The sequence below is a fragment of the Anoxybacillus amylolyticus genome, from assembly GCF_001634285.1.
Classification (GTDB): Bacteria; Bacillota; Bacilli; order Bacillales; family Anoxybacillaceae; genus Anoxybacteroides; species Anoxybacteroides amylolyticum.
Genome location: NZ_CP015438.1, coordinates 1060141 through 1084224, shown reverse-complemented (window position 1 = coordinate 1084224; position 24084 = coordinate 1060141). Strand labels below are relative to the sequence as shown.

Sequence of the window (24084 nt, the reverse complement as noted above, 5' to 3'; positions counted from 1 at the left end):
AAAGAATTTTTATACAATCATTTCAATAAAGATACAGCTAGTTTTCATTAGCTGTCAGCAATTCACTCGTTATCACTTGTTTTAGAATCGCCACTGCCTCATCCAGTTCCGCTTGCGTCACAATGAGCGGCGGTAATAAACGAATGACGTTCGGTCCAGCCGTTAATACGAGCAGCCCTTTTTCATGGATCGCCGGAATAAGCTTTGCCACTTCCTCGTGACATTCAATGCCAACGAGCAACCCGAGGCCGCGCACTTCTTTCACAAATTCACTTTCGCTTAGCGCGTTTTGTAATTTTTGTGAAAAATAAGTCCCTTTCTCTTGTACTTCTTGTAAAAATTCCGGCTGAAAAATCACTTCCAACGTTGCTTTTGCTGCTGCCATCGCTAGCGGGTTGCCGCCGAAAGTAGAGCCGTGCACCCCTGCTGTAAACGAGTCGCACAAAAACGCTTTTCCGATCATTGCCCCTACTGGAAAACCGCTCCCTAATCCTTTCGCCACCGTAATAATGTCTGGCTCTACGGCAAAATGTTGATATGCGAACGCTTTTCCTGTCCGTCCAATGCCGGTTTGTACTTCGTCGACGATGAACAATGCACCATACTGTTCGCAAAGTTGCGCAACTTTTTGCAAAAATGAAGCATCTGCTTTTCTAATTCCGCCTTCTCCTTGCACAATTTCTAGCATGACAGCGGCAATTTGCTCATCCATTGCTTTTTCTAACGCCTCTATGTCGTTAAATGGGAGGTGGACAAACTCAGGCAACAGCGGTCCAAATCCTTGATGAATTTTTTCTTGTCCGGTCGCTGCCATTGTCGCAAACGTCCGGCCGTGAAACGATTGCTTAAACGTAATCACTTTATGACGCCCTGTATGTTTCCGCGCTAATTTTAATGCCGCTTCGTTCGCTTCTGCCCCGCTGTTACAGAAAAATACGTAATCGCCACAGCTATTGGCAACGAGCAACTCAGCTACTTCTTCTTGTAATTCGTTTGTAAATAAATTAGATACGTGCCAAACGCGGTTTAATTGCGCCTCTAACGCCGCTTGAACGGCCGGATGGCGATGGCCAAGGTTGCAAACGGCAATGCCGGAAACGAAATCTAAATATTGTTTGCCGTCTTTCGCAACGACTTTTGTTCCTTCCGCCGATTCAATGCTAATGTTCCAACGATTATACGTAGGAAATAATGCTCCCATTAATAGACCCCCACTTCTTTCCGAATGCTCGTTCCATATAATTTTCCATTTGTATAAAATGGAGTTTTTCCGCTGACAATCATCACTTCTCCTAATTTTTCGGACAACGCCGCAACAGCTGCTTTCACTTTCGGAATCATCCCACCTGTAATAACCCCGGCAGCAATCATTCGTTCGATATCGTCGACCGTGGTTTGCTCCACGACGACTCCGTCTTGTAAAATGCCAGGAACATCGGTGACAAATAATAGCTGCTGCGCGTTGAGCGCTTTTGCTACTGCGCCTGCTACTGTGTCGGCGTTAATGTTATACGTTTGTCCTGATTCATCTGCACCGAGTGGTGCAATTACCGGAATGTATCCGTCACGAAGCAGCATTTCTAAAAATGCGCAGTTGACGTTCTTCACTTCTCCAACGTACCCTAACGTATGAAAGTCAATAGCCGCTGCTTCTAAAAGATGTGCGTCCACACCGGAAACACCAACTGCTGGTAATCCGTATTGCTGCAATATTCCAACAAGCTGCTTATTCACTTTTCCTGCTAAAATCATTTCAGCAACTTCCAATACGTCTTTCGTCGTTTTTCGCAACCCGTCAACAAATTCCGTTGGTACGCAAAGTTTTGTTAACATTTGCCCAATTTCTGGACCGCCTCCGTGGACGATGATGATCTTTTTCTTCTGGGCGTATAGTTGCAAGCTTTCAAAAAATGATGGTGATAGTTCGCTTAACACACTGCCGCCGCATTTAATGACAATCGTTTCTTTCACGCCACTCTCCCCTTTATGTGCGATAGCTTGCATTAATTTTGACATAGTCATATGTCAAATCGCATCCCCATGCGATTCCTGTTCCGTTGCCAAGATGAAGATCTACTTCAATCACAATTTCTTCGCTTTGTAAATAAGCGGTCGCTTCTTCTTCCGAAAATGGTTGCGGTTCGCTCATCTTTAGCATCACAATCGGTCCTAGCAAAACATCGACGCAATCTGGATTGACTGTTGCGTCCGCATGGCCAATCGCTCCGATAATCCGTCCCCAGTTCGCATCAGCACCATAAACCGCTGTTTTCACAAGGTTGGAGCCGACGATTTTTTTCGCAATTCGCTTCGCTTCTTCGTCATTAACTGCACCACGGACGCGCACTTCGATAAGCTTCGTCGCCCCTTCTCCGTCTTTGGCAATTTGCTTTGCTAAATCTTCGCATGTTTTCTTGAGCGCTTCATAGAATTTTAACCACTCTGGGTGTTCAGGTGTAAGTTCCTCATTTTCTGCCAGCCCGCTCGCCATCACAACGACCATATCGTTCGTCGATGTTTCGCCATCTACCGTAATTTGGTTAAATGATACATCGGTAATGGAACGGAGCGCTTGCTGCAATGTTTTTGAAGAAATGTTGGCATCGGTCGTAATAAAAGCGAGCATCGTTGCCATGTTTGGATGGATCATTCCTGATCCCTTCGCCGCCCCACCAACCGTCACTGTTTTTCCGTCAATTGTCGTTTGGTAGCAAGCTTGCTTCATCACTGTATCGGTCGTTAAAATGGCGGTTTGAAACGCATACGCCCCTTCTTCAAGTGCAACAGGCGCTAACTGCTGTATTCCTGCCCGAATTTTTTCCATCGGCAAAAACTCCCCGATGACACCCGTCGAAGCAACCGCCACATAATGCGGTGGCAAGCTAAATTGCTGAGCGCACAATTCTCTCATTTCATAAGCATCTTTCAATCCTTTTGCTCCTGTGCACGCATTGGCGCAAGCGCTATTCACAACAATCGCTTGCAGTTTTTGTTCTTTCGCAATACTTTCTTGCGTTACCTTCAATGGCGCTGCTTGAAAGTGGCTTTTCGTGTACACCGCCGCGCACGAAGCAGGCACGTCACAAACAATGACTCCTAAATCTTTTTTTGTATAACGCAATCCAGCGTGCACACCTGTTGCTTTAAACCCTTTTGGTGTGACAACCGTTCCATTCGCAACATAATACACTTCTTGATCTTGCTTCGTTAACATTGTTAATCCCCTTCCTATGGATAAATCGGCGCGAATAACAGCCCGCTCGTTTCGTTCCAACCCATCATGACGTTAAAGTTTTGAATCGCCTGCCCTGCTGCGCCTTTCACTAAATTATCAATGACAGATACGACCGTTACCCGTCCTGTCCGTTCGTCGTAAGCGATACCGATATCGCAATAGTTCGATCCGTACACTTCTTTCGTCGAAGGAAATTGCCCTTGCTTACGAATGCGAACAAATGTTGAATTTTCATAACTTGTTTTATATAAATCTAGCAGCATTTCAATTGACACATCAGTTTTCGCTTTCGCATAAATCGTCGCCATAATGCCACGCGTCATCGGGACAAGATGGGTGCTAAACGTGATCGGTTGCATGTGCTCGTTCCAATCAGTGAGCATTTGCTCAATTTCTGGAATATGTTGATGGGCATTGACTTTATAAATTTTCAGATTTTCATTGACTTCGGAAAAATGGGTGTTTAATGACGCTTGCCGTCCCGCCCCAGATACGCCAGATTTGGCATCAACGATAATCGAGTCTTCTTCCACGAGCCCATTTTGCACAAGCGGTGCCAATCCAAGCAACGTTGCGGTCGGGTAACAACCCGGGTTTGATAAAAGTTTAGCGTTCTTAATTTGTTCCCGATTCCATTCCGTCAGTCCGTATACCGCTCGTTGCAAATACTCGCTTTGCGCCGTTTGCCGTTTGTACCATTTTTCATATACTGTTCGGTCTTTCAACCGGAAATCACCGGATAAATCAATGACTTTTATTCCTTGATTAATCAATGATGGCGCAAGTTCGCTTGACACCCCCGGCGGCGTCGCAAAAAAGACAGCATCACATGTCGAAACAATTTGTTCGATATCAATTTTTTGCAACATCCATTCGTTCTTTTCCCCGACGTGCGGAAAGCTGTCAGAAAGAAGCATCCCGTCTTGTGACGAAGAATAGACGAAACAATTGGTGACATATGGATGGTGTTGCAAAAACCGCAACAATTCAATCCCTCCATACCCCGTTGCGCCAATGATTGCAATATTCATAACGAGCCTCCCCGTTCTCATTCTCTTTCATGTAGTTATCATTATAATACTGCATAAAAATAAAATCAAATGTATATTTAATTATTTTTATTTTATTTCACACATTTCTTTTTATTACTTTAATAATTTTCCAATATACAAATAGGAAAAACAGTAAAAATCTCATTGACTTTCCAGCGGGTTTTCGCTTAAATCAATAATAGATACTACTTTTAGTAGTATTCGTAAAGGTGGTTGAAATATGGAAAATGGAGCAATGGAGCTTCAAGAGCTAGTGAATAAGGCGTATCGCCAGATGGAAATCAAAAAAGGAACGTATTTATTCCGCGAAGGCGAGCAAGCAGAGGAAGTGTATTACATTCAATCAGGGAAAATTCAAGTTAGTAAAATTGCGACAGATGGGCAAGAGCTTTCGTTACGAATATGCAGCAAAGGGGATATTGTCGGAGAGTTGACCCTTTTTACGGAACAAGCAAAGTATTTATTGAACGCGAAAGTGCTCGAAGATGGAATCGTTTCCTGCATTCAGCGAGAAGTGCTCGAAAAAAGTTTGCTAGAAAATAACAAATTGGCGCTTGAATTTATGAAATGGATGAGTGATCATTTTCGGAAAACACAAACAAAATTTCGCGACCTCGTATTACACGGAAAAAAAGGGGCATTATATTCGACGCTCATTCGTATGTGCAATAGCTACGGGGTGATGAAGGAAAACGGCATTCTCATTGATTTACACCTAACAAACCAAGAGCTTGCAAATTTTTGTGGCACCTCCCGCGAAGTTGTCAACCGCTTATTGAAGGATCTCCGCACGAAAGGCATCATTTCCATCAACCGTGGAAAAATTACTGTTCATCATTTAACTTATTTACGAAACGAAATTGACTGTGAAGATTGCCCACCGGAAATATGCAGTATTGATTAACTAACTTAAAGGAGAAGCAGCTGCTTCTCCTTTTACCATGTCAGCAAAACGAGCATCGTTATTCCAAAGTAAACCGCATTAGCAATTTCTAAAACGCCTACTTTGGTTGCGGATACCGATTTTCCATATAAATAAATCGCGCGAACGGCGCTCGGCACATACGCAAGCGCAAACCATGAATACCCGGTCATCATGAGAATAACGATTAATAATAAGTGATATGCCCACGAAGTCCATTTGTAGAGAGAGCTTTTCTTTTCACGAATCATCGTTTTCACATAAAATGTGCTTCCGATAAAAAAGAGAAAACAAAATAGATATAATTCCCACGCCTGCGCTGTTAACGTTCCACGGACAATATAAAAGCTTGCTAACCCGCCGATGCAGAAAGAGGCAATCGCAGCAACATCGTTCGCCAATGCCCGTTCGTCTTTCTTTTTCGCAAAATAAAGGTTAATAAAAAAGAACGGTACCATTGCAATCCCAAAATAAACAAGCCTCCATTGGAAAACGAGCGGAATCAGTAACATGGCGAGCGCGACGAAAAAATACCGATAAAACCAACGCATATATTCTCGTTTCCGTTTCGTTTTCACCGCCATTAAAAACGGATATGTCGCTAAATAAAGCCCTAACCAGCCAAGAAAGAGCGGAATGTGCAACCAAGAAAGACCTCCTGCATATGCGCCTAACAAAAACGGAATGATTAACATTGCCCACGCGCCATGCTGTTTTGGAACAAGCATTCGCCTCTCCCCTTTCATCCGCCGCTGACCGGTGGAATAAAAGCAACGATATCGCCTGCTTGTAGCACTCGGTCATCAGTGGCATATTCTTCGTTTACTGCGACCATGACGTGTTGCAAATCGAATCCATAATCGGATACAAGCTGTTGTTTCAACTCTTTCACCGTCATCGATGAGGCATCTAGTTGGAGCCGCTCTTTTCCGATTGCTTCTTTTAAATAAGCGAAAAATAACAATGTAATCACATAACATCCTCTCCTTCCGGTTTTCCCGTCGGATATGCTTTCGTTTCCAGCTGATTGCCGACCCACTCTGTTCCATCTTCCCAATATTCTTTTTTCCAAATTGGAACAATTTGTTTGATTCGTTCAATCGCATAGCGATTGGCTTCGTACGCGTCTTTTCGATGTGGGGTGGAAACGGCAATCACAACGGCAATATCAGATATTTCCAATCTGCCAATTCGATGTGTAATCGCCACTTCCGCCTCTGGCCACCGCTCTTTTATTTCAGCGCCAATTTGCGCCAACATTTTTTCCGCCATCGAAACATATGCTTCGTATTGCAAAAATAGCGTGCGCTTTCCGTTCGTTAATTCTCTTACCGTACCGATAAACGTTGTGACGGCTCCTGCTTCTTTACGAATCACTTTATGTACTACTTCTTCCATAGAAATCGGTTGGTCGGTAATCGTAAATAAAGTCATCATTTTTTCACCTCGTTCATCAGCCATTGCAAGTATTGGGCTTCGTCGTTCAGCGAAAACACAGGGTACGGTGCCTCTCGCAACGAATCGAGCGACTCCCACGTGATGACCGCTACAATTTTTTCTAAATGGCAAAGTTGCTGCCAATCGCCGCCGTTTCGGACGATCACAATTTTTGGATATCGCTCATATTTATATCCTTCTACAATGACAAAATCAAGCGGAATTAGGGAATAAATGTGTAAAATTTGCGGCAATGTCCATGGGTGAACGACGTATAGCTGTAACATCCCTCCTCCTTCGACAGATGTTGCAATCGCCCCTGCCGCTTGATGCCGGCTCGAATCATTCGCTGCACAAACGTCTGGGTAGCCGCCGTGCCCATGATGTTTAATCGTGCCGACTTTATAGCCTTGTTCAGCCGCTTTTCTTACCCATTTTTCGACTAATGTCGTTTTCCCGCTATTTTTATAGCCAACTACTTGCCAAACGTTCATTGTGCGCTCCCTTCTTCGTTTTCTAATAGCCATACTTCGACAACGTCTCCTTTAGAAAACCCGCGCGTTCCTCCCGGCAGTACCATAAGAGCGTTTGCTTTCGCTAACGACGTGACGATATTCGACTTATCCATCCCAACTGGGACGACATACAACATGCCTTCTTGTGCATATACGTAGCTTCTTACAAAGCGAGTAAACGGGTTTGGCTTGGGGAAATCTACTAGCAGTGTCGCCGCTGTTTTGGATAAATACGGCTTAGTCGAATAAAGCATTGTACGGATGACAGGGCGAACAAACAATTCAAAGCCGACATAGCAGGCGGAAGGATTGCCCGATAGACCAAATAGTAGTTTTCCTTCTTTTTGCGCGACCGTTGTCACGCTTCCAGGACGCATGGCGACTTTATTAAACAACACTTCCGCCCCAAGCCGTTCATAAATGACCGGCAAGTAATCGTAGTCGCCGACGGAAACGCCACCGGTTGTAATCAACATGTCCACTTCTTCCAATACGTTTTCTATTGCCGTAAAACATTGATCGGCATCGTCGACTAATTTCCCGAAATACACCGGAATGCCGCCAGTACGAAGCACTTGCGCTCGAATCATATAGGCATTGCTATTGCGAATTTTGCCTGGGACGAGCGAATCGGAAACGTCTAACAGCTCGCTGCCGGTCGCAAAAATGCCTACCTTTGGCTTTTTGGCCACGCTGACATTTGCGTATCCAAACGTAGCTAACAGCGCTTGAACCCCAGGGTTAATGAACGTTCCTTTCGAGACGAGCATTTCACCTTTTTTTGTGTCTTCTCCTTGAAACGAAATGTTATCCCCTGGGCGAAACGGGCGTTTAATCGACATATATGTTTTCCCATTTCGTTCGTATTCGTTCGCCACTTCAAACATAACGACCGCATCACAGCCGTTTGGAATTTGGGCACCGGTCATAATGCGCACCGCTTGAAACGGAGCGACTTCTTTCTCAGCCACTTGCCCCGCTCCAATCGTTTCAATGACTTCAAATTCGACCGGATGGTCAAGACTTGCAGCAGCAGAGTCGGCAGCACGAATCGCAAACCCATCATACGGTGAACGGTCAAATGGCGGAACATCATGGTCTGCGCACAAGTCTTCCGCTAAATACCTTCCGTACGCTTCTTCTAGCGCTACAAATTCTTTTTCCCCAATTTTCGCAAACTGCATCACTTTTCGTATCGCTTCCATCACTGGAATCGGTGTTCGTTTCTCTATCACAATTATCCCTCACTTACTCATTTACATCTATTGTTTATTGTACCGAAAAACAAGCGAAAAGAGTTGTGACGTCTGTCACATTTTTCTGTGCTGAGAGCAACTGGCACGAATTGTTCAACATCTGTTCAAATGTGTGATGCACGTCACGACTTCATAAATGAAAAACGGCTATGCTTACATTGTAACCGAAAAACTGAGATGGAGGGTTAAAGATGGAAACAATGTTTACAGCACAATCAACCGTTGGTGAAATCGTTGCTATTTTTCCAAAAGCAAGCGACTTGTTTAAAGCGTATAAAATCGACTTTTGCTGCGGCGGAAACCGTCCAGTTGCTGAAGCGCTTGCCGAGAAAAATTTACCAATAGAAGACATTTTACATCAATTGCAAACGATGTACCAACAATCGCTTGAAAAAGTGGAGAAAAATTGGCTCGAGGCTTCCTATACGGAATTAATCGATCATATCGTCCAAAAACACCACCGCTTTTTAATGGAAGAATTGCCACAGCTTAGCCCATACGTGACGAAAGTATTGCGCGTACATGGATCAGAACAGCCACATTTGGTGCAAGTGCATAAGCTGTTCAACGAGTTAAAAACCGAACTAGAACAGCATTTAGTGAAAGAAGAAACGAAAGCATTCCCACTAATTATCCAATTCGAACAACATCCAACAAAAGAAAACGAACAAGCAATGAAAGAAGTCATCGAAGAACTCGTCGCCGAGCACGATACGGCAGGAGATATCATTAAGGAAATTCGCAAAATCACGAACGATTTCACACCGCCTTTCGATGCGTGCGGAACATATCGACTTGTTTACAACCGGCTTGAAGCGTTAGAAGAGGACTTATTCACACATATTCACCTTGAAAACAATATCCTCTTCCCACGTATTCTCGCTAACGCCAAATAAAAGGATCGCCTCCAAGCGATCCTTTTTATCCGCCGATATACGACATTTCGATTTTTTTTCGCAGTTTTGCTGTTTGCTCCGTTCGCTCATCCGAATACCGATCGGTTCGCTTGTTCCACGTGTCAACAATGAGTTGTTTCAATGCTGCCCGATCTTCCCCTTTTCGCAACAGCTGTTTCAACGACACCCCTTCCGTAGCAAACAAGCATGTATAAAGCGTTCCATTAGCAGAAATGCGTGCCCTTGTGCAGCTCTGGCAAAACGATTCCGTCACGGATGAAATAAACCCGACTTCTGTCGTCGTCCCAGCATAGCGATACCGGCTTGCTACTTCGCCAAAATATGCTTTCTCGACTGGCTCTAATGGGTAAATCGCTCGAATCGTTTCATATATTTCTTTTTTCGTGACGACTTGCGATAAGTCCCACGCATTCGACGTTCCGACGTCCATAAACTCAATAAACCGTAACGTAATACCTGCTTCTTTAAAATATTGTGCCATCGGCAAAATTTGCGAATCGTTCCAGCCTTTTTTCACGACCATGTTTACTTTCACTACAAGCCCTGCTTCTTTTGCCGCTGCTATTCCGTTTAAAATTGGTTGAACGCCAACGCCGACACCGTTCATTTTTTTAAACACTTTATCATCGAGCGCATCTAGGCTCACGTTCACTCGCTGCAATCCTGCCTCTTTTAACATCCGAGCCATTTTCACTAAATGAACGCCGTTCGTTGTTAGCGCAATATCCCGTATTCCACGAATCGTTGCCAACCGTTCAATAAACGACGGCAATCCTTTTCTTAACAACGGCTCGCCACCAGTAATCCGAAGCTTTTCAACCCCTAGCTCAGCAAAAACTTCCGCAACAAGCACCATCTCATCTAGCGTTAATAATTCCTCTTCGTTCAAAAAGCGAAAATTAGGGCCAAAAATTTCCGCCGGCATACAGTAGACACAGCGAAAATTGCATTGATCGGTCACAGAAATGCGCAAATCGCGCAACGGACGATTCCATTTGTCAACGATAACCGGCTTTTTTTGGCTCATAGCGCATCCTCTCTTCAGTATAAATTCTCGCATCGTTCTATTCTCTATAGGAAACAACCGTTAATCGCGCTGTGACATCCCTCACACAGCAAAAACGGTATTACGAATAAGTATACCATACCAACCGAAGGAACAACGTCCGAAAACGTTCTACAAAATTTGTGACATTCCTGTGACATTTTTCTCATTCTCTAATCGTGTGTGATATGTATCACATCTAGCCAAAGCGGTCGCTTTTACAATAATAACAGGCGTGTTGATTAACAAATAAAAACCAGGTGACATCGCTCTATTCCTAGCTTTTCTGCCATATGATTCTGTGTTTTTTAGTAAAGTAATGGATAATCAACACTCGTGCTTTCACATGTTTGTTAAAAAAAATGATGCTCGCCAATAATAACAGTTTGAGTGAAAAAAGGAGGAATTATAAAAAAACTGACCCTTGATTCGAGTCAGTTTTTTCGCCATGCTTTTGGAATGTAGACGCAAAACGGTTCACTTTCTAAATAGTCACCTGTGACCGCATATGCCCGTGAGCGCGAACCGCCACACACGTAGCGAAACTCACAGACCCCGCACTTTCCTTTGTATTTGTCTGGGTTGCGCAAGTCTTGAAAAATTGGGGAGTTGCGATAAATTTCCCTGAGCGGTGTTTCTCGCACGTTCCCTGCTTTCACCGGCAACAAACCGCTCGGGTAAACATCGCCAATATGGGAAATAAAAACGAATCCATTGCCATCATTTACTCCTTTTGGCGCACGTCCAAGCCCGTCGACTTGACCTGTGAGCCCCTTCATCAACACATCTTCATAACGAATTTCCCCATTTGTTTGTTTCTGTTCCCGCATTTTTTGCTGCAGCACGACACGGCGGTAATGCTGTCCTGCTGTTGTTTTAATATCAAACGATACGCGCTTACTTGTTTCATATAGCCAGTGGAATACTTTTTCATGCTCGACCGGTGAAATCATGTCCGTTTCTTTTCCGCGTCCCGTCGGCACGAGGAAAAAGACGCTCCAAAGTACGCAGCCGAGCTTTTCCACAAGTGCTACCATTTCGTCTAACACGTGCACGTTGTAGCGGGAAATAACGGTATTAATTTGGATAGGAATACCTAGTTCGTGCAAATATTGAATCGCTTTCATCGTTAAATCAAACGAGCCGCTCGTTCCGCGGAAATGGTCGTGAATTTCAGCCGTCGGTCCGTCCAAACTGAACGCCCAGCGTGCTAACCCCACCTCTTTCGCTTTACGAATCGCCTCTTTCGTCACATTTGGCGTCGCGCTTGGTGTCATCGAGACGCGCAACCCTTTATCAATCGCATATTTTGCGATATCGTACACGTCCGGTCGCATTAACGGATCGCCGCCAGTAAATACAAGCAACGGCTGATCCATGTCATAAATGTCGTCGATTAATTTTTTTCCTTCCTCCAACGTCAGTTCGCGCGGGTCACGGTGATATTGCGCTTCCGCCCGGCAATGAAGGCATTTTAACTGACAAGCTCTCGTCAGTTCCCAAATCACGATAAATGGATTTTGTTGAAAGTCTCGCACAGCTTTCCCCCTCCTTGTTTCCATTGTAAATCATCATGGGAGAAGAAACGTGTGATGTTCATCACAACTCTTTTTCTGTCACAATATCGCCATATTCTGTTGCATAGTTCATGTTGTAAAAAACGCGTGGCTCTTCATAAAAATCCGTATCGTTCACGTAACGAACAGAGCGTTTTTCTAATAACACAAACATCCGATTATTTCCTGCCATCAATAGTTGTTCAATATCATCGATTATTCGACGATGGTAAGCGCCGACAAGAGGTTGAACACGTCCAAAATGAGCAGAAACGACGATATCGAACGAATCATCGATGTAGGAAACCATCTGGCGGATGGTTCGTTCTGTTATGTATGGCATATCGCACGGAAGAACAAATACCCAGTCCGCCTCCGTTTGCTTCATCACAGTATAAATGCCGGCAAGCGGGCCTTGGCCGCGGTATTTTTCCGCATCGACGATTATCTTTTCGTTCGTTTCTTGTTGAAAACGTGCAAGAAGTGTCGGATGGCTGACAATATACAGTTCTTCGACAGACGGGCGTAGCGCTTCAACCGCGCGTTGGAAAAAATACACGCCGTTTTGTTTCGCAAACGCCTTCGGACTGCCAAAACGGCGCGACTCTCCGCCCGCCAAAATCGCCCCAGCCATTCGATTCACCATAATCACCTCATCCATTTTTGTTTCACTTTACCATGTCGTACAAAAAAAGAAAAGGCTCCCGATGAATCGGGAACCTTGTTTTTATTTTTTCCCAATAGCGACACGCCACACGTCCGGGCCTTCTTCTAAATATTCCCACGTAAATTGCCCTTCCCGTTCCATCATAAATTGGTAATGAAGCGGGCGTGGATCATGGTCGTTCGTTAACTCCATCACTTCTCCTGAATTTAAGCTGTCAAATAAACGAAAAATCGCTGGATGTCTGTCTTTCGGTTCATATGCAGGCGCATAAATTTTTGCGGCAAATTGGCTCATAAAACGAACCTCCTTTATAGTATAATGATTTATATACACATCATAACGGCTGGATGTTGTCCATGAAGTGACAGGCGTCACAGTCTGTTATGAAAAATCTCAATACGTTTGAAAGGGGAATAGCCCTTGGAAGAGTTCGTCGGCTTTTGTGCAAAGTGCGGCAAACCGATTCATTGTTTATCCGGCTTTTTAAACGGGGTTGTTAGCGGCGAAAAAGAAACATTATATTGCTTTGAGTGCTATGAGAAAAAAGACATAAAGAAACATTAACGAAGGAGGAAACATCTCCTTCTTTTTTTGAACAAAACAAGCATCGATGAATCCAAGTTTCCAAGCAACGTTTCGCGTCGTGAAAAGCTTGTGGATTCCTTGAATCTGTTCATGAGACATGAACCTCCTTGTGAATGGTCTGGTGATACATCTGTTCGAATCAAGAAATCGGGTTCATGTCTCTTTTTTTGTTCGGTTGTAAATTTATGTTAGCAAATTTGCTCATCTACAGTTTGTAATTGGGAGTGTTAGGAATATGTTTCTCTTGAGCACCTGGCTTTACTTTCACTGGGAATCCATATGCTTCTCGGTAGGGATCCATAGGCACTGATTTCTGCCCATAAGAAGGTAAACTATTACCCGTAACGAAGCCCCTTCGCCCCGGCTCATTCGCTGGTACAGTTCTTCGGCGTTTTTGACCAAACGGTGAAAGCTTAACGCTGTTTCCGCTTGACCGTAGGCCATTCCCTCTCCGGTCATCGCCATGGCGGGAACTCCCACAAACACTCCTTCTCCAGTCGCTGTCAATGATGCACCACCGACTTCGAGAGCTTCAGACCCGCCTGTTTCGATCATCCCCGCAATCGTTGATACCGCATGCCCGGTCATTTTTCCTGATTCATAGAAAAGGTCCGGAACAAAAATCTGGACGCGCGCACTTTGACAGAAATTCTATTATAGCCATGTAACCACATTCGTATGCTTTCTACGATTAACCCCCAAGATATGATTACTACGTTCCCTATGTTTCTGCAAATTAATTTAAATCACTAACATTGCATAAACTTCATTACCTAAATGTCAAGATTTCTGCGTTTCAATAGGGTATGCCAGCACACTAATAAGACGGAATATTCTGTATTCCAAAAAAACAAAAAAGACGGATCACCCCGTGATGATTCTATATGCATATTTTTCCACAACCCCTTACTATATACATGCACTTTAAAGCAATGACTTCTGTATGAACGCCTTTTTCTATGGTTATACTGCTCCTAAATACCCACGTATAAAAGGAGCGGAAATGACATGAAACGTCTTAAAATTACAAATGATCACGGCTGGACCCCTCGAACACTTCGGAAACAAGAACGGAAAATCAAAGATGCTTCGCTTCGCGTTCGGGTTACCGCCGTTCGTCTCGTCATGGAAGGGTATCTCGGAAAAGATGTTGCGAAAATGGTCAATCTATGCCGTCAATCGGTTGCCCTCTACGTCTCACGCTTTAACGAAGGAGGACTCGATCATTTACTCGATCGCCGCTTACCACCCGGTCGTGTACCGTTTCTTACCGAAGAACAGCAACAAGAACTCAGACAACTTGTGTTAACCACCACCCCCGTTGATGTCGGTTGGGGCATTTCTTCCTCATGGAACACACGTATTTTGCAATCTTACATCCAACAAACATATGGTGTGTTTATGTCACGTGAAGGCATTCGCAAGTTGTTACATCGTCTTCGTTTATCGTGGACACATCCAACCTACAAGCTGGTGAAAGGTGCCCCTGAGCGTCAAGCTGCTTTTCAAAAGGAGCTCGAATTTATAAAAAAAAACTAATCACCGAGAACGTTACCATGTTTTATGTAGATGAGACACATGTTCGTGCCTATCAAGCGCTTCGTACGACATGGGCAGAAGTAGGCAAGCAAAAACAAATCCCGAGTTACGGTCATCATGCCCATGTGTCCATTTTTGGTGCGGTCGACGTTCAACAAGGCGATGTTGTATTTCATCGTGCTTCATCCGCCAATGCCGAGACGTTCCTAGACTTTTTGCGCCTGTTGAAAGAGAAATATTCGGATCGATTCATCGTGCTTGTGTTGGACAATGCACGTATTCATCATGCCAACATGGTGCAAGCATTCCTCGATAGCGACGAAGGCGCTGCATTTCACTTTATCTATTTGCCACCGTATTCTCCACAGTTAAACCCGATTGAACGGTTATGGAAGTGGCTGAAAGATGAAGTGATTGCCAACGTCTTGCATAAAGATCAAAACGACATTGCCCAGTCTATTACTCGTTTTGAACAATATGTGTTGCAGCACCCAGATGAAGTGTTGCGCCGCATCGGGTGTGCTGTGTAAACCAGAGGTTAACATGCCAATTTGGATGTATATACTCTATAGTTAAGAACCTTTTATTCGGTACCCCATATTGTAAAAAGTTAAAGTTTATGAATTTTCATATCACATTTATCTTCTTCTGCTACATCCATCGCTGTACGTATTACTTCAAAAAATGTCTTCCCATCAGTTGTTGCAAAATAATTTGCTAAATTAGTTACTTTTGAACTAAACTTATCCCCCCACGGTGGTTTTTGTGATATGTCATCGATATCCCATATAACAGACTCTGGGGAGTATGTTGATAATTCCTGTTCAATTTCAATTAGATTAGTTCTCGCAACGGAGATATTCTCCCAATTTAATTTGTCATAATATAAATCATTCATTAATAACGGGTATTTTGTTCCCCATCCTTCTTTTTCCAAATGATATGAGATTGTCGAAAAGAACGAATGTACAAAATCGCTATGTCCTAATTCGTAAAAAAAACAATCTACTAATATTCCTACAGCCATCTAAATTTCACCTCTAATCCATTTTAAAAATAATTTCTGCTACACCATCTGTTTTTTCATTTATTTTTTGTTTAATATCCCTTAAAACATCCCTTGTGACATTTTGACCCCTTACATCAATAATAACAGTTTGCCTAGTTTGTTCAGGTAAATCACTTATACGCTTATTTATTTGCTTTGAAACATTTCTTATTAACTGTAGATGAGCAAAATCGATAACATAAATTTACATTGAGACAAAAAAGAAGACATGAACCCGATTCCTTGGTTAGAATAGATGTGCTACCAACCATTCACACAAGGAGGTTCATGTCTCATGAATAGATTAGCACATCATCAAGGAATCCACAAGTTTTTCACGACGTTGGGGTTGGCGCTTTATTTCTCGAAACCTGTGATGAAGCATCTCGTTCATATCGTGGATGCGATGGTGACGAAAGGTTTTTCGGGAACGTTGACCGATCTACATCATGGGAGTTTTCATCCGAACCATCGCACGACACTGAGCCATTTTTTCACGAAAAGTCCGTGGGATGAAGAGACATTGCTCCGCAAACTCCAGCAGTGGATGCTTCATCGTGTCGAACGCATCGCCAAACAGAAGAATCAACCCATTTTTGTTTCCATCGATGATACGATTTGCCAAAAAACGAAGCCTTCGTCACGGGCAACATGCGCTATTCAAGGGTGTGATTGGCATTATTCTCACACAGAGAAAAAATCGATTTGGGGGCATTCTCTCGTTTGGCTCATGGTTCATACGATGACTCAAGCGTTTCCGTTTGCTTTTCGCCCCTACGACAAGGAGGCTGGAAAAAGCAAAGGAAAACTCGCGATTGAGATGCTTTCTTCTTTGGATGTGAGTCGTCCTGTTTATGTACTGATGGACTCTTGGTATCCATCGAAAGCACTCGTGGAAGCCTGCTTGAAAAAAGGGTTCCACGTCATCGCGATGCTTAAGACGAACCGGATTCTCTATCCGAAAGGCATCGCCATCCAAGCGAAGCAGTTTGCCCGCTATCTCGAACCGAATGACACCCGCCTCGTCACGGTGGGAGAAGAGCGCTATCGCGTCTATCGTTACGAAGGAGCGCTCAACGGTCTCGATGATGCGGTGGTGCTACTTGTTTGGAAAGCCGATCAACCGATGACACCGGAACATCTTCATTGCGTCTTGAGCACCGATTGGGAGCTAAGCGACGAAGACATCTTGCGCTACTATGCCGAGCGTTGGTCGATCGAATGTTTTTTCCGTCAAGCGAAAGACCAGCTGAAACTCGATGGGTACCGCGTTCGTCATCATCGAGCGGTGAAACGTTACTGGATCTTGGTGCAGCTTGCTTACGTGTACAGCCTATTCGAGTCTAACAGCGATTTTTCGGATGGGCTCGATCTCCTGCGCAAGAGAAAAGGACATAGCCTCGTGGAGTTCATTTACCATGCAGCGAAACAAAATATTCCCATTGATACCGTGAAAAAACAGCTCCACGTGGCATAAGGGGTACCCTGTTTGTCTCTTTTACATGGTAATTATTGTAATTGAAATTGCTCAACTACAGTTATTAAGTTACTTCTTCGGGAAGACGTAGTCACTTTATAATTCTTAACTTCTATACTATGACCGTTGATATAAAAATCTGGTCTCGAACTATTTTTAGTGCCATGACTTACTTCATTGCCATCTTTAAATGATACTTGTTCACGATAACCAGGATATTCTTTCCCTACATCAATTTCAGATTGTCTCCATGATGGTCTAGTTTTCTTCGTCCCCTTAGCAAGCCCCTCAGCTTCGTCCATCTCCTTAACCGCTTTCCCCGAAACGCCTTCGCCCCGGCTCATTCGCTGGTACAGTTCTTCGGCGTTTTTGACCAAACGGTGAAAGCTTAACGCTGTTTCCGCTTGACCGTAGGCCATTCCCTCTCCGGTCATCGCCATGGCGGGAACTCCCACAAACACTCCTTCTCCAGTCGCTGTCAATGATGCACCACCGACTTCGAGAGCTTCAGACCCGCCTGTTTCGATCATCCCCGCAATCGTTGATACCGCATGCCCGGTCATTTTTCCTGATTCATAGAAAAGGTCCGGAACAAAAATCTGGACGCGCGCACTTTGACAGAAATTCTATTATAGCCATGTAACCACATTCGTATGCTTTCTACGATTAACCCCCAAGATATGATTACTACGTTCCCTATGTTTCTGCAAATTAATTTAAATCACTAACATTGCATAAACTTCATTACCTAAATGTCAAGATTTCTGCGTTTCAATAGGGTATGCCAGCACACTAATAAGACGGAATATTCTGTATTCCAAAAAAACAAAAAAGACGGATCACCCCGTGATGATTCTATATGCATATTTTTCCACAACCCCTTACTATATACATGCACTTTAAAGCAATGACTTCTGTATGAACGCCTTTTTCTATGGTTATACTGCTCCTAAATACCCACGTATAAAAGGAGCGGAAATGACATGAAACGTCTTAAAATTACAAATGATCACGGCTGGACCCCTCGAACACTTCGGAAACAAGAACGGAAAATCAAAGATGCTTCGCTTCGCGTTCGGGTTACCGCCGTTCGTCTCGTCATGGAAGGGTATCTCGGAAAAGATGTTGCGAAAATGGTCAATCTATGCCGTCAATCGGTTGCCCTCTACGTCTCACGCTTTAACGAAGGAGGACTCGATCATTTACTCGATCGCCGCTTACCACCCGGTCGTGTACCGTTTCTTACCGAAGAACAGCAACAAGAACTCAGACAACTTGTGTTAACCACCACCCCCGTTGATGTCGGTTGGGGCATTTCTTCCTCATGGAACACACGTATTTTGCAATCTTACATCCAACAAACATATGGTGTGTTTATGTCACGTGAAGGCATTCGCAAGTTGTTACATCGTCTTCGTTTATCGTGGACACATCCAACCTACAAGCTGGTGAAAGGTGCCCCTGAGCGTCAAGCTGCTTTTCAAAAGGAGCTCGAATTTATAAAAAAAAACTAATCACCGAGAACGTTACCATGTTTTATGTAGATGAGACACATGTTCGTGCCTATCAAGCGCTTCGTACGACATGGGCAGAAGTAGGCAAGCAAAAACAAATCCCGAGTTACGGTCATCATGCCCATGTGTCCATTTTTGGTGCGGTCGACGTTCAACAAGGCGATGTTGTATTTCATCGTGCTTCATCCGCCAATGCCGAGACGTTCCTAGACTTTTTGCGCCTGTTGAAAGAGAAATATTCGGATCGATTCATCGTGCTTGTGTTGGACAATGCACGTATTCATCATGCCAACATGGTGCAAGCATTCCTCGATAGCGACGAAGGCGCTGCATTTCACTTTATCTATTTGCCACCGTATTCTCCACAGTTAAACCCGATTGAACGGTTATGGAAATGGCTGAAAGATGAAGTCATTGCTAACGTCTTGCATAAAGATCAAAACGACATTGCCCAGTCTATTACTCGTTTTGAACAATATGTGTTGCAGCACCCAGATGAAGTGTTGCGCCGCATCGGGTGTGCTGCGTGAACCAGAGGTTAAAATGTCAATTTGGATGTATATAGATCAGGTATATCAAGACTATATACTGGCTCCTCTCTGTCCATTGGATAATAATAGAAAAAAATTTTTTTATAGCCTTCTCTAAATTCAGCGTATAACAGGATCTTTTTCCATTTCTCAGGAATCATATCAACTAATATATTTGCAATTTTTTTGGTATATACATTCCATATTATACTTTATTTACCTCATGAATAGTTAATCAATCTCTCTGAATATTTTTTACCATTTATTGAGTAGTCAATTTTAAACTCGCTCGGTCTAAGGGATTGCCCCTCGTATATAGGTTTCACTGTAACAATCACCTCTTCTCTAGGGTCTTATATACTCCTGTTCAAGTTGGGAATAAGCCTTTGAAAGTTGGTCTAAGCGTGTTTGTCGAGTTTTCTATATAATTTGCAATAAAGAATTTCCAATTTTTCGTTTCCGTTTTCATCTAAATACAAACCGATATGATATAACGCGGTGAGTGCTCCGCTGGATGTAAAACAAAATTTCAACTTATATAGTGTTGGCCTTGTTGGTTGTATTGTACGATCACACTTAGAAGAAGTAAACTTAGCAATAGTTTAAATCTTTTCACCCAATGTTGGTGATATTTTCCCTAGGAAATTAGAATCTAGCCCATGTACTGTCAATTGAGATTCAATCAAATCAAGTATATCAAAATATGCGAAATTTGAGCCCAATCTGAAAGATTTGTCCTCGGCGGACTCATCAGTAGGCACTATTAATGTTTCATTGTACTTTTCCTGAATAAGTGTAATCAAATCTTCCAAAAAACCCCTTAATTGTTCATCCATTTTTATCTACTCCTTAGAATACCTTCAAGAATTTCTTTTTGCTCCAATTGTCTTTGAATGTCAGAAGGCCATTTTTTATTGATTAATGCTTCCTGTTGTCTTGGGTCTAAGTCTCTAAAGTTAGGTATATGTGCCTCTGGATTTTTAATTTTGTCCTGATGTTCTGCTATTTGTTTTTCGATTGATTGAATTCCTTTACGAATCTCATCATCAGACTTGTTAACATATTGTTTATAAAACCCTGAATGCTTTCCTCCGTTCTTGGCAACCTCGAAAGCATTTCCCGTCCCCTTTGTTACTCCTTCTGAAACACCTTCACTCCGACTTAGTTGCTGGGACAAGTCGCTTGCACTTTTGGAGAAGTTTGTAATCCCTGTTTTCATCATCACTCCTCCAACAGTCATTCCTGCAGCACCAGCAGCCATTGCAGGAACCCCAGCAAATGCTCCACCTCCGCTCAAACTAACTGCTGCTCCACCTACTCCGATTGCAGAGGATATCTCGGTTACTTTTATGCCTCCTATCGTCCATACCGCATGTCCTACCATCTGACCCGCTTCGTATGCAACAGGATGTTTACTATTGTAAGATCGTTGTTGCACAAAATTAAACGTTACATCCGCCAACGCCGCATCGCCTGCGCCTCTAGCAAATTCCATCGTACTTTCGAGCCGATGTTTCGAAAACTCATGTACCGATTTTTCGATGTTTTTTCCTACTTGCCGAACCGTTCGCTCGGCGTTTTGTCCTGCATTGATTATATCATGAACCACCTGCTTAGCGGCATGCTCTGCTTTCTTTTCTAGTTGATGTGCACTGCGTTCGATCGTTTTCTCTGTATCTTTGATTTCTTTTTTTATCTTATGTTCAATAGGATGGAGCGCTTCGGATACCGCTTGTTTCACATTATGTGCGACGTGCTTTATAGCTTGCTCTGTCTTCTTTTCCGCCTCGTGAAATGCTTTTTGTGCCTTCTGACTAATCTGTACCGTATCTCTCACTGCTTGTTTCGCGACATGTTCCACTTTCTTTTCAACGTTTTGAATCGCTTTCTCCGCTTGTTTCACCTCATGAGCAACGTGCTTTCCCATTTGTTCCGCTTTCTTTTCCGCTTGATGAAAAGCTTCCTTTGCCTTTTGGCTAATGTGCACCGTATCCTTTACGACTTGTTTCCCCACTGGCTCGACTTTCTTTTCTACGTGCTGAACGGCTTGTCGAATGGTCTTCTCTACTTTTTTGACGTCATTGGCGACATGCTTTACCGTCTGCTCTACCTTTTTCTCGACCAAATGCCCTAGTTTGCTTAATGAACCCCAAAAAGACATCTCCCCCGCTCCTTTGCCCCTGCCCTTTTGTTGGAACAACGTTCGTTGCTAAGCCATGATCAATGAAAAATACCACTCTTTTCCCACATGATTGGATGATGATGGAATAATAAAAAAAATATCAATTCTGTCAATAAAAATTTTGTTGTGTTTTTCGTAAAATGAAAAGTTGACCTAAAAGCAACCGCTTTTAGGTCAACCTTGTACGTTTACTCAACTTCTTTCGCTAAGTCCGGAACTGGTAGCGCTTGTTCTTCTTGATGGGTCGGTTTGCGCAAATGGAACAACGCTTTGACGCTAAAGACCATCAGCGTAATGACGCCGACTAAGAAAATCGTGTCTGGAATAGAACGAAGCGTAAGCAAGTTTTGCACGATGTCTTGTTTTAGAAACTCTGGCGAACGTGATACCCAGTAGCCGTGCAAGAACGCTTCTTTCAATTGCATCATACCAATCGGCAACAATGTCACCACAATCATTCCAGCAAGCCCGATGTTTAACATCCAGCATGAGAATTTGAGCCATTTGTCATTCCACGCTTCTGGTTTGACGATGTTGCGAAGCGAGTAAAGCAACACAGCAATACCAAACATACCGTACACGCCCATCATCGCACCATGGCCGTGCGTCGGCGTTAAAAATTGTCCGTGTTCAAAGTAGCTAACAGCTGGCAAGTTAATTAAGAAACCAAGCACCCCTGCGCCGACTAAGTTCCAAATCGCTGTCGAAATTAAAAACCAGAAAGTCGCTTTATACGGGAAGTCAACTCCACCGTCGCGCATCATTTTGTATTGCTCATACGCTTCAAGGACAAGCAACGTAAGCGGAATCACTTCAAGCGCGGAGAAGACGGCACCAAGAGCAATCCAAATTTCCGCCGAGCCGTTGTAATAATAGTGGTGACCGATTCCGATGACGCCGCTGCCAAGCAAAATAATCAATTGGAAATAAAGCGCGCGAATGGTCGATTTTTTCGTCACTAATTTCATTTGTACTAACAAGAACCCGATGACAACAACAGCAAATACTTCAAAAATGCCCTCCACCCATAAGTGAATAATCCACCATCTCCAATAGTCTGCCATCGTAAAGTTTGTATTTGGATTAATAAAGAACGCAAATACGTAAAAGAATGGAACCGCGATTGCTGAGTAGAACAACAAGTGAATTAAGCCGCCTTTATCGCTTTCCCGCTTTAATCCACTCTTAATGCCCCGATACACAATAAACAACCAAATTAACATACCGACAACTAATACAATTTGCCAAATACGTCCTAATTCAATATATTCCCATCCTTGATCACCGAATAGGAACCATCCGTTTCCTAAATAACCATTAACACCTAACCATTCACCAAGCATACTTCCACCGACGAGCACAACGAGCGCCCAGAACAAGATATCGACAAGCAACCCTTGTTTTTTCGGTTCATAGCCACCGACAAGCGGTGCAATGAAAATCCCCATGCCTAGCCATGAAGTAGCAATCCAGAAAATCGCTAATTGTAAATGGTATCCTTTTGCAATGTTAAATGGCAAGATGTCATGAATCCATTTGATTCCAAAAAAACTATCTGGCTCAACATAATAGTGCGCCAATAGTGCGCCGAACATCGATTGAACGAAGAATAAAACCGAAACAACCGCAAAGTATTTTCCTGTTTTTACTTGTGAAGCGGTTAATGGTTGTTTACGTAGATCAATTATTGGGAATTGACCGTCTTTATACGCTTCTTGCATGCTAAGTTGATAGCGGTGCTGAATGAATAAAATGATCGCAACAAACAATACTAAAATCGTTGCACTTGCCCCGCTCCACCAGATCGCGGAGAACGACATTGTATTTCCCGCATCGTCATAGTACGGCCAGTTGTTTGTGTACGTAATCGTATCTCCATTTCGCAATGTGCTTGATAGCCACGCTGTCCAGAAGAAGAAATCAGCGATTTGCTTTGTTTGATCACCGTCCGCGACCCAAGCGCGACCACTTTTTGGCATATGGCTTTCTTGGATAAGTCCTTTTTTCAGTCCCCATCCATCACCATTTGTAAATACATTTTTGTAATAATCCCGCACTTGTTCTAATCCATACACTTGGGAACCCGTTAAAACGAGCACATCTGTTACAGGGTTATAACGGTTTTTCTTCATTTCTTTGATGACTTTTTGGCGAATGATTTGCTGTTCATCGCTCGATAGCTGTTTAAATGGCTTATGGTACAATTCATTTGCTTTGTAGTCTTGCATTCCTTCCGTATACACTTTTAACGCTTGGGCAGTGTAGTCAGGTCCCATATACGAACCGTGCCCGAGAACCGTCCCATAATCCATCAACCCATATTTTTGGAAAACCGATTGTCCACCGATAATCGATTCTTTTGTAAATAACACTTCCCCACTCTCGCTACGGACTTCTTTCGGGCGCGGTGCCATTTCTTTAAAAATCCAGTATCCGCCGACTAATAGAACGGTGAAACTGATTAAAATAGTAAAAATTAAGACAGACTTTAAAAAGCTGTTTTGGGTTGAACGAGCGACCGATGCGCGAACGTTCCGGTTTATTTCCATATCTATCCACCTTCCTTTTCGTTCATTTCGTTCTCATTGTAGCGCTGAAAAATCTTTT

The 24084-nt window shown here is 43.4% G+C and carries 26 protein-coding genes and 2 pseudogenes; 8 read left to right on the top strand and 20 right to left on the bottom strand.

Features of this window, described 5'->3' with window-relative positions:
• Positions 1–37: 37 nt before the first annotated feature.
• Genes GFC30_RS05580 through argC form a run of 4 tightly spaced genes read right to left on the bottom strand, consistent with a single transcriptional unit; the run spans position 38 to position 4266 of the window.
• On the bottom strand, positions 38–1201 hold the full coding sequence (locus GFC30_RS05580) for an acetylornithine transaminase (protein WP_066323265.1): 1164 nt from the start codon (positions 1199–1201) through the stop codon (positions 38–40).
• Positions 1201–1971: an acetylglutamate kinase gene (gene argB, locus GFC30_RS05575; RefSeq protein ID WP_066323264.1), complete on the bottom strand. Its 771-nt coding sequence runs from the start codon at positions 1969–1971 to the stop codon at positions 1201–1203. The genes GFC30_RS05580 and argB overlap by 1 nt, the downstream gene beginning before the upstream one ends.
• 13 nt (positions 1972–1984) lie before the next feature.
• The gene (argJ, locus tag GFC30_RS05570) at positions 1985–3214 is read right to left on the bottom strand and encodes a bifunctional ornithine acetyltransferase/N-acetylglutamate synthase (protein ID WP_066323263.1); all 1230 of its coding nucleotides are present in this window, start codon (positions 3212–3214) and stop codon (positions 1985–1987) included.
• A gap of 14 nt (positions 3215–3228) precedes the next feature.
• Entirely contained in the window at positions 3229–4266 is a 1038-nt protein-coding gene (argC, locus tag GFC30_RS05565) for an N-acetyl-gamma-glutamyl-phosphate reductase (protein ID WP_066323262.1), read from the bottom strand.
• Between the two features lie 256 nt (positions 4267–4522).
• On the opposite strand from argC, the gene GFC30_RS05560 reads away from it, so the two are divergent.
• Complete coding sequence (locus GFC30_RS05560) at positions 4523–5191, top strand: Crp/Fnr family transcriptional regulator (protein WP_409978512.1); 669 nt, start codon at positions 4523–4525, stop codon at positions 5189–5191.
• 32 nt (positions 5192–5223) lie between these two features.
• Here the strand turns inward: GFC30_RS05560 and GFC30_RS05555 are convergent, their stop codons facing one another.
• From GFC30_RS05555 to GFC30_RS05535, 5 genes are read right to left on the bottom strand one after another with little or no spacing between them, the layout of a single operon-like run.
• A complete protein-coding gene (locus tag GFC30_RS05555) occupies positions 5224–5937 on the bottom strand; it encodes a YwiC-like family protein (RefSeq protein ID WP_238583546.1) in 714 nt (237 codons plus the stop codon).
• 14 nt (positions 5938–5951) lie between these two features.
• Positions 5952–6182, bottom strand: coding sequence for a molybdopterin converting factor subunit 1 (gene moaD / locus GFC30_RS05550; RefSeq protein ID WP_066323259.1), 231 nt, complete (start codon positions 6180–6182; stop codon positions 5952–5954).
• The gene (locus GFC30_RS05545) at positions 6179–6646 is read right to left on the bottom strand and encodes a molybdenum cofactor biosynthesis protein MoaE (RefSeq protein WP_409978501.1); all 468 of its coding nucleotides are present in this window, start codon (positions 6644–6646) and stop codon (positions 6179–6181) included. Before GFC30_RS05545 ends, moaD begins: the two co-directional genes overlap by 4 nt.
• Entirely contained in the window at positions 6643–7140 is a 498-nt protein-coding gene (gene mobB, locus GFC30_RS05540; RefSeq protein ID WP_066323257.1) for a molybdopterin-guanine dinucleotide biosynthesis protein B, read from the bottom strand. Before mobB ends, GFC30_RS05545 begins: the two co-directional genes overlap by 4 nt.
• Positions 7137–8396, bottom strand: a complete 1260-nt coding sequence (locus tag GFC30_RS05535) for a molybdopterin molybdotransferase MoeA (protein ID WP_066323256.1) — start codon at positions 8394–8396, stop codon at positions 7137–7139. Before GFC30_RS05535 ends, mobB begins: the two co-directional genes overlap by 4 nt.
• A gap of 212 nt (positions 8397–8608) precedes the next feature.
• On the opposite strand from GFC30_RS05535, the gene ric reads away from it, so the two are divergent.
• On the top strand, positions 8609–9313 hold the full coding sequence (gene ric / locus GFC30_RS05530) for an iron-sulfur cluster repair di-iron protein (RefSeq protein ID WP_066323255.1): 705 nt from the start codon (positions 8609–8611) through the stop codon (positions 9311–9313).
• A gap of 25 nt (positions 9314–9338) precedes the next feature.
• On the opposite strand, the gene moaA is transcribed toward ric, so the two are convergent.
• The 4 genes from moaA to GFC30_RS05510 form a co-directional block, all read right to left on the bottom strand.
• Positions 9339–10361 (bottom strand): GTP 3',8-cyclase MoaA, encoded by a 1023-nt coding sequence (moaA, locus tag GFC30_RS05525; RefSeq protein WP_066323254.1) that lies wholly within the window; start codon positions 10359–10361, stop codon positions 9339–9341.
• A gap of 452 nt (positions 10362–10813) precedes the next feature.
• Positions 10814–11917: a TIGR04053 family radical SAM/SPASM domain-containing protein gene (locus GFC30_RS05520; RefSeq protein ID WP_066323253.1), complete on the bottom strand. Its 1104-nt coding sequence runs from the start codon at positions 11915–11917 to the stop codon at positions 10814–10816.
• Between the two features lie 61 nt (positions 11918–11978).
• Positions 11979–12596: a molybdenum cofactor guanylyltransferase gene (locus GFC30_RS05515; protein ID WP_066323252.1), complete on the bottom strand. Its 618-nt coding sequence runs from the start codon at positions 12594–12596 to the stop codon at positions 11979–11981.
• A 66-nt stretch (positions 12597–12662) separates the two neighbouring features.
• Positions 12663–12896 carry a DUF2249 domain-containing protein gene (locus GFC30_RS05510; RefSeq protein ID WP_066323251.1) on the bottom strand — a complete coding sequence of 78 codons (234 nt, stop codon included), beginning with the start codon at positions 12894–12896 and terminating at the stop codon, positions 12663–12665.
• Between the two features lie 126 nt (positions 12897–13022).
• On the opposite strand from GFC30_RS05510, the gene GFC30_RS17155 reads away from it, so the two are divergent.
• On the top strand, positions 13023–13166 hold the full coding sequence (locus GFC30_RS17155; protein ID WP_169806992.1) for a hypothetical protein: 144 nt from the start codon (positions 13023–13025) through the stop codon (positions 13164–13166).
• A 232-nt stretch (positions 13167–13398) separates the two neighbouring features.
• Here GFC30_RS17155 and GFC30_RS17675 read toward each other — a convergent pair.
• Positions 13399–13518, bottom strand: a pseudogene (locus GFC30_RS17675) (polymorphic toxin type 50 domain-containing protein); the annotation flags it as partial.
• Between the two features lie 677 nt (positions 13519–14195).
• On the opposite strand from GFC30_RS17675, the gene GFC30_RS05500 reads away from it, so the two are divergent.
• Both GFC30_RS05500 and GFC30_RS05495 read left to right on the top strand, forming a co-directional pair.
• Positions 14196–14726 (top strand): helix-turn-helix domain-containing protein, encoded by a 531-nt coding sequence (locus GFC30_RS05500; protein WP_066323246.1) that lies wholly within the window; start codon positions 14196–14198, stop codon positions 14724–14726.
• A gap of 17 nt (positions 14727–14743) precedes the next feature.
• A complete protein-coding gene (locus tag GFC30_RS05495; RefSeq protein ID WP_066323249.1) occupies positions 14744–15256 on the top strand; it encodes an IS630 family transposase in 513 nt (170 codons plus the stop codon).
• Between the two features lie 80 nt (positions 15257–15336).
• Here GFC30_RS05495 and GFC30_RS05490 read toward each other — a convergent pair whose 3' ends face one another.
• Positions 15337–15753 (bottom strand): immunity 70 family protein, encoded by a 417-nt coding sequence (locus GFC30_RS05490; RefSeq protein WP_066323248.1) that lies wholly within the window; start codon positions 15751–15753, stop codon positions 15337–15339.
• Between the two features lie 316 nt (positions 15754–16069).
• Between GFC30_RS05490 and GFC30_RS05485 the strand changes: the two genes are divergently transcribed.
• A complete protein-coding gene (locus GFC30_RS05485) occupies positions 16070–17251 on the top strand; it encodes an IS701 family transposase (protein ID WP_066322703.1) in 1182 nt (393 codons plus the stop codon).
• 53 nt (positions 17252–17304) lie between these two features.
• Here GFC30_RS05485 and GFC30_RS16445 read toward each other — a convergent pair.
• Positions 17305–17511: pseudogene (locus tag GFC30_RS16445) on the bottom strand (hypothetical protein); the annotation flags it as partial.
• A gap of 723 nt (positions 17512–18234) precedes the next feature.
• On the opposite strand from GFC30_RS16445, the gene GFC30_RS05475 reads away from it, so the two are divergent.
• Together GFC30_RS05475 and GFC30_RS05470 are read left to right on the top strand one after the other, a co-directional pair.
• Entirely contained in the window at positions 18235–18765 is a 531-nt protein-coding gene (locus GFC30_RS05475; RefSeq protein WP_066323246.1) for a helix-turn-helix domain-containing protein, read from the top strand.
• A gap of 17 nt (positions 18766–18782) precedes the next feature.
• Positions 18783–19295: an IS630 family transposase gene (locus GFC30_RS05470; RefSeq protein WP_066323245.1), complete on the top strand. Its 513-nt coding sequence runs from the start codon at positions 18783–18785 to the stop codon at positions 19293–19295.
• Positions 19296–19303: 8 nt separating this feature from the next.
• Here GFC30_RS05470 and GFC30_RS16440 read toward each other — a convergent pair whose 3' ends face one another.
• The 4 genes from GFC30_RS16440 to GFC30_RS05455 form a co-directional block, all read right to left on the bottom strand.
• Positions 19304–19456 carry an immunity protein YezG family protein gene (locus tag GFC30_RS16440; protein WP_084256207.1) on the bottom strand — a complete coding sequence of 51 codons (153 nt, stop codon included), beginning with the start codon at positions 19454–19456 and terminating at the stop codon, positions 19304–19306.
• 441 nt (positions 19457–19897) lie between these two features.
• On the bottom strand, positions 19898–20131 hold the full coding sequence (locus GFC30_RS05465) for a hypothetical protein (RefSeq protein ID WP_066323244.1): 234 nt from the start codon (positions 20129–20131) through the stop codon (positions 19898–19900).
• 2 nt (positions 20132–20133) lie between these two features.
• The gene (locus GFC30_RS17335; protein ID WP_179946287.1) at positions 20134–21456 is read right to left on the bottom strand and encodes a hypothetical protein; all 1323 of its coding nucleotides are present in this window, start codon (positions 21454–21456) and stop codon (positions 20134–20136) included.
• Positions 21457–21665: 209 nt separating this feature from the next.
• Positions 21666–24026: a nitric-oxide reductase large subunit gene (locus GFC30_RS05455; RefSeq protein WP_066323243.1), complete on the bottom strand. Its 2361-nt coding sequence runs from the start codon at positions 24024–24026 to the stop codon at positions 21666–21668.
• Positions 24027–24084: the final 58 nt, after the last annotated feature.

Excerpts from the sequence above, each read along its gene's own strand:
- GFC30_RS05510 (WP_066323251.1), bottom strand. The coding sequence starts at position 12,896 with ATGAGCCAATTTGCCGCAAAAATTTATGCGCCTGCATATGAACCGAAA.
- GFC30_RS05470 (WP_066323245.1), top strand. The coding sequence starts at position 18,783 with ATGTTTTATGTAGATGAGACACATGTTCGTGCCTATCAAGCGCTTCGT.
- ric (WP_066323255.1), top strand. The coding sequence starts at position 8,609 with ATGGAAACAATGTTTACAGCACAATCAACCGTTGGTGAAATCGTTGCT.
- GFC30_RS16440 (WP_084256207.1), bottom strand. The coding sequence starts at position 19,456 with ATGATTCCTGAGAAATGGAAAAAGATCCTGTTATACGCTGAATTTAGA.
- GFC30_RS17335 (WP_179946287.1), bottom strand. The coding sequence starts at position 21,456 with ATGTCTTTTTGGGGTTCATTAAGCAAACTAGGGCATTTGGTCGAGAAA.
- argJ (WP_066323263.1), bottom strand. The coding sequence starts at position 3,214 with ATGTTAACGAAGCAAGATCAAGAAGTGTATTATGTTGCGAATGGAACG.
- GFC30_RS05490 (WP_066323248.1), bottom strand. The coding sequence starts at position 15,753 with ATGGCTGTAGGAATATTAGTAGATTGTTTTTTTTACGAATTAGGACAT.
- moaA (WP_066323254.1), bottom strand. The coding sequence starts at position 10,361 with ATGAGCCAAAAAAAGCCGGTTATCGTTGACAAATGGAATCGTCCGTTG.
- GFC30_RS05560 (WP_409978512.1), top strand. The coding sequence starts at position 4,523 with ATGGAGCTTCAAGAGCTAGTGAATAAGGCGTATCGCCAGATGGAAATC.
- GFC30_RS05455 (WP_066323243.1), bottom strand. The coding sequence starts at position 24,026 with ATGGAAATAAACCGGAACGTTCGCGCATCGGTCGCTCGTTCAACCCAA.
- GFC30_RS05465 (WP_066323244.1), bottom strand. The coding sequence starts at position 20,131 with ATGGATGAACAATTAAGGGGTTTTTTGGAAGATTTGATTACACTTATT.
- GFC30_RS05500 (WP_066323246.1), top strand. The coding sequence starts at position 14,196 with ATGAAACGTCTTAAAATTACAAATGATCACGGCTGGACCCCTCGAACA.
- GFC30_RS05555 (WP_238583546.1), bottom strand. The coding sequence starts at position 5,937 with ATGCTTGTTCCAAAACAGCATGGCGCGTGGGCAATGTTAATCATTCCG.
- GFC30_RS05475 (WP_066323246.1), top strand. The coding sequence starts at position 18,235 with ATGAAACGTCTTAAAATTACAAATGATCACGGCTGGACCCCTCGAACA.
- GFC30_RS05515 (WP_066323252.1), bottom strand. The coding sequence starts at position 12,596 with ATGGATGAGGTGATTATGGTGAATCGAATGGCTGGGGCGATTTTGGCG.
- mobB (WP_066323257.1), bottom strand. The coding sequence starts at position 7,140 with ATGAACGTTTGGCAAGTAGTTGGCTATAAAAATAGCGGGAAAACGACA.
- argC (WP_066323262.1), bottom strand. The coding sequence starts at position 4,266 with ATGAATATTGCAATCATTGGCGCAACGGGGTATGGAGGGATTGAATTG.
- GFC30_RS05495 (WP_066323249.1), top strand. The coding sequence starts at position 14,744 with ATGTTTTATGTAGATGAGACACATGTTCGTGCCTATCAAGCGCTTCGT.
- GFC30_RS05545 (WP_409978501.1), bottom strand. The coding sequence starts at position 6,646 with ATGATGACTTTATTTACGATTACCGACCAACCGATTTCTATGGAAGAA.
- GFC30_RS05580 (WP_066323265.1), bottom strand. The coding sequence starts at position 1,201 with ATGGGAGCATTATTTCCTACGTATAATCGTTGGAACATTAGCATTGAA.
- GFC30_RS05485 (WP_066322703.1), top strand. The coding sequence starts at position 16,070 with ATGAATAGATTAGCACATCATCAAGGAATCCACAAGTTTTTCACGACG.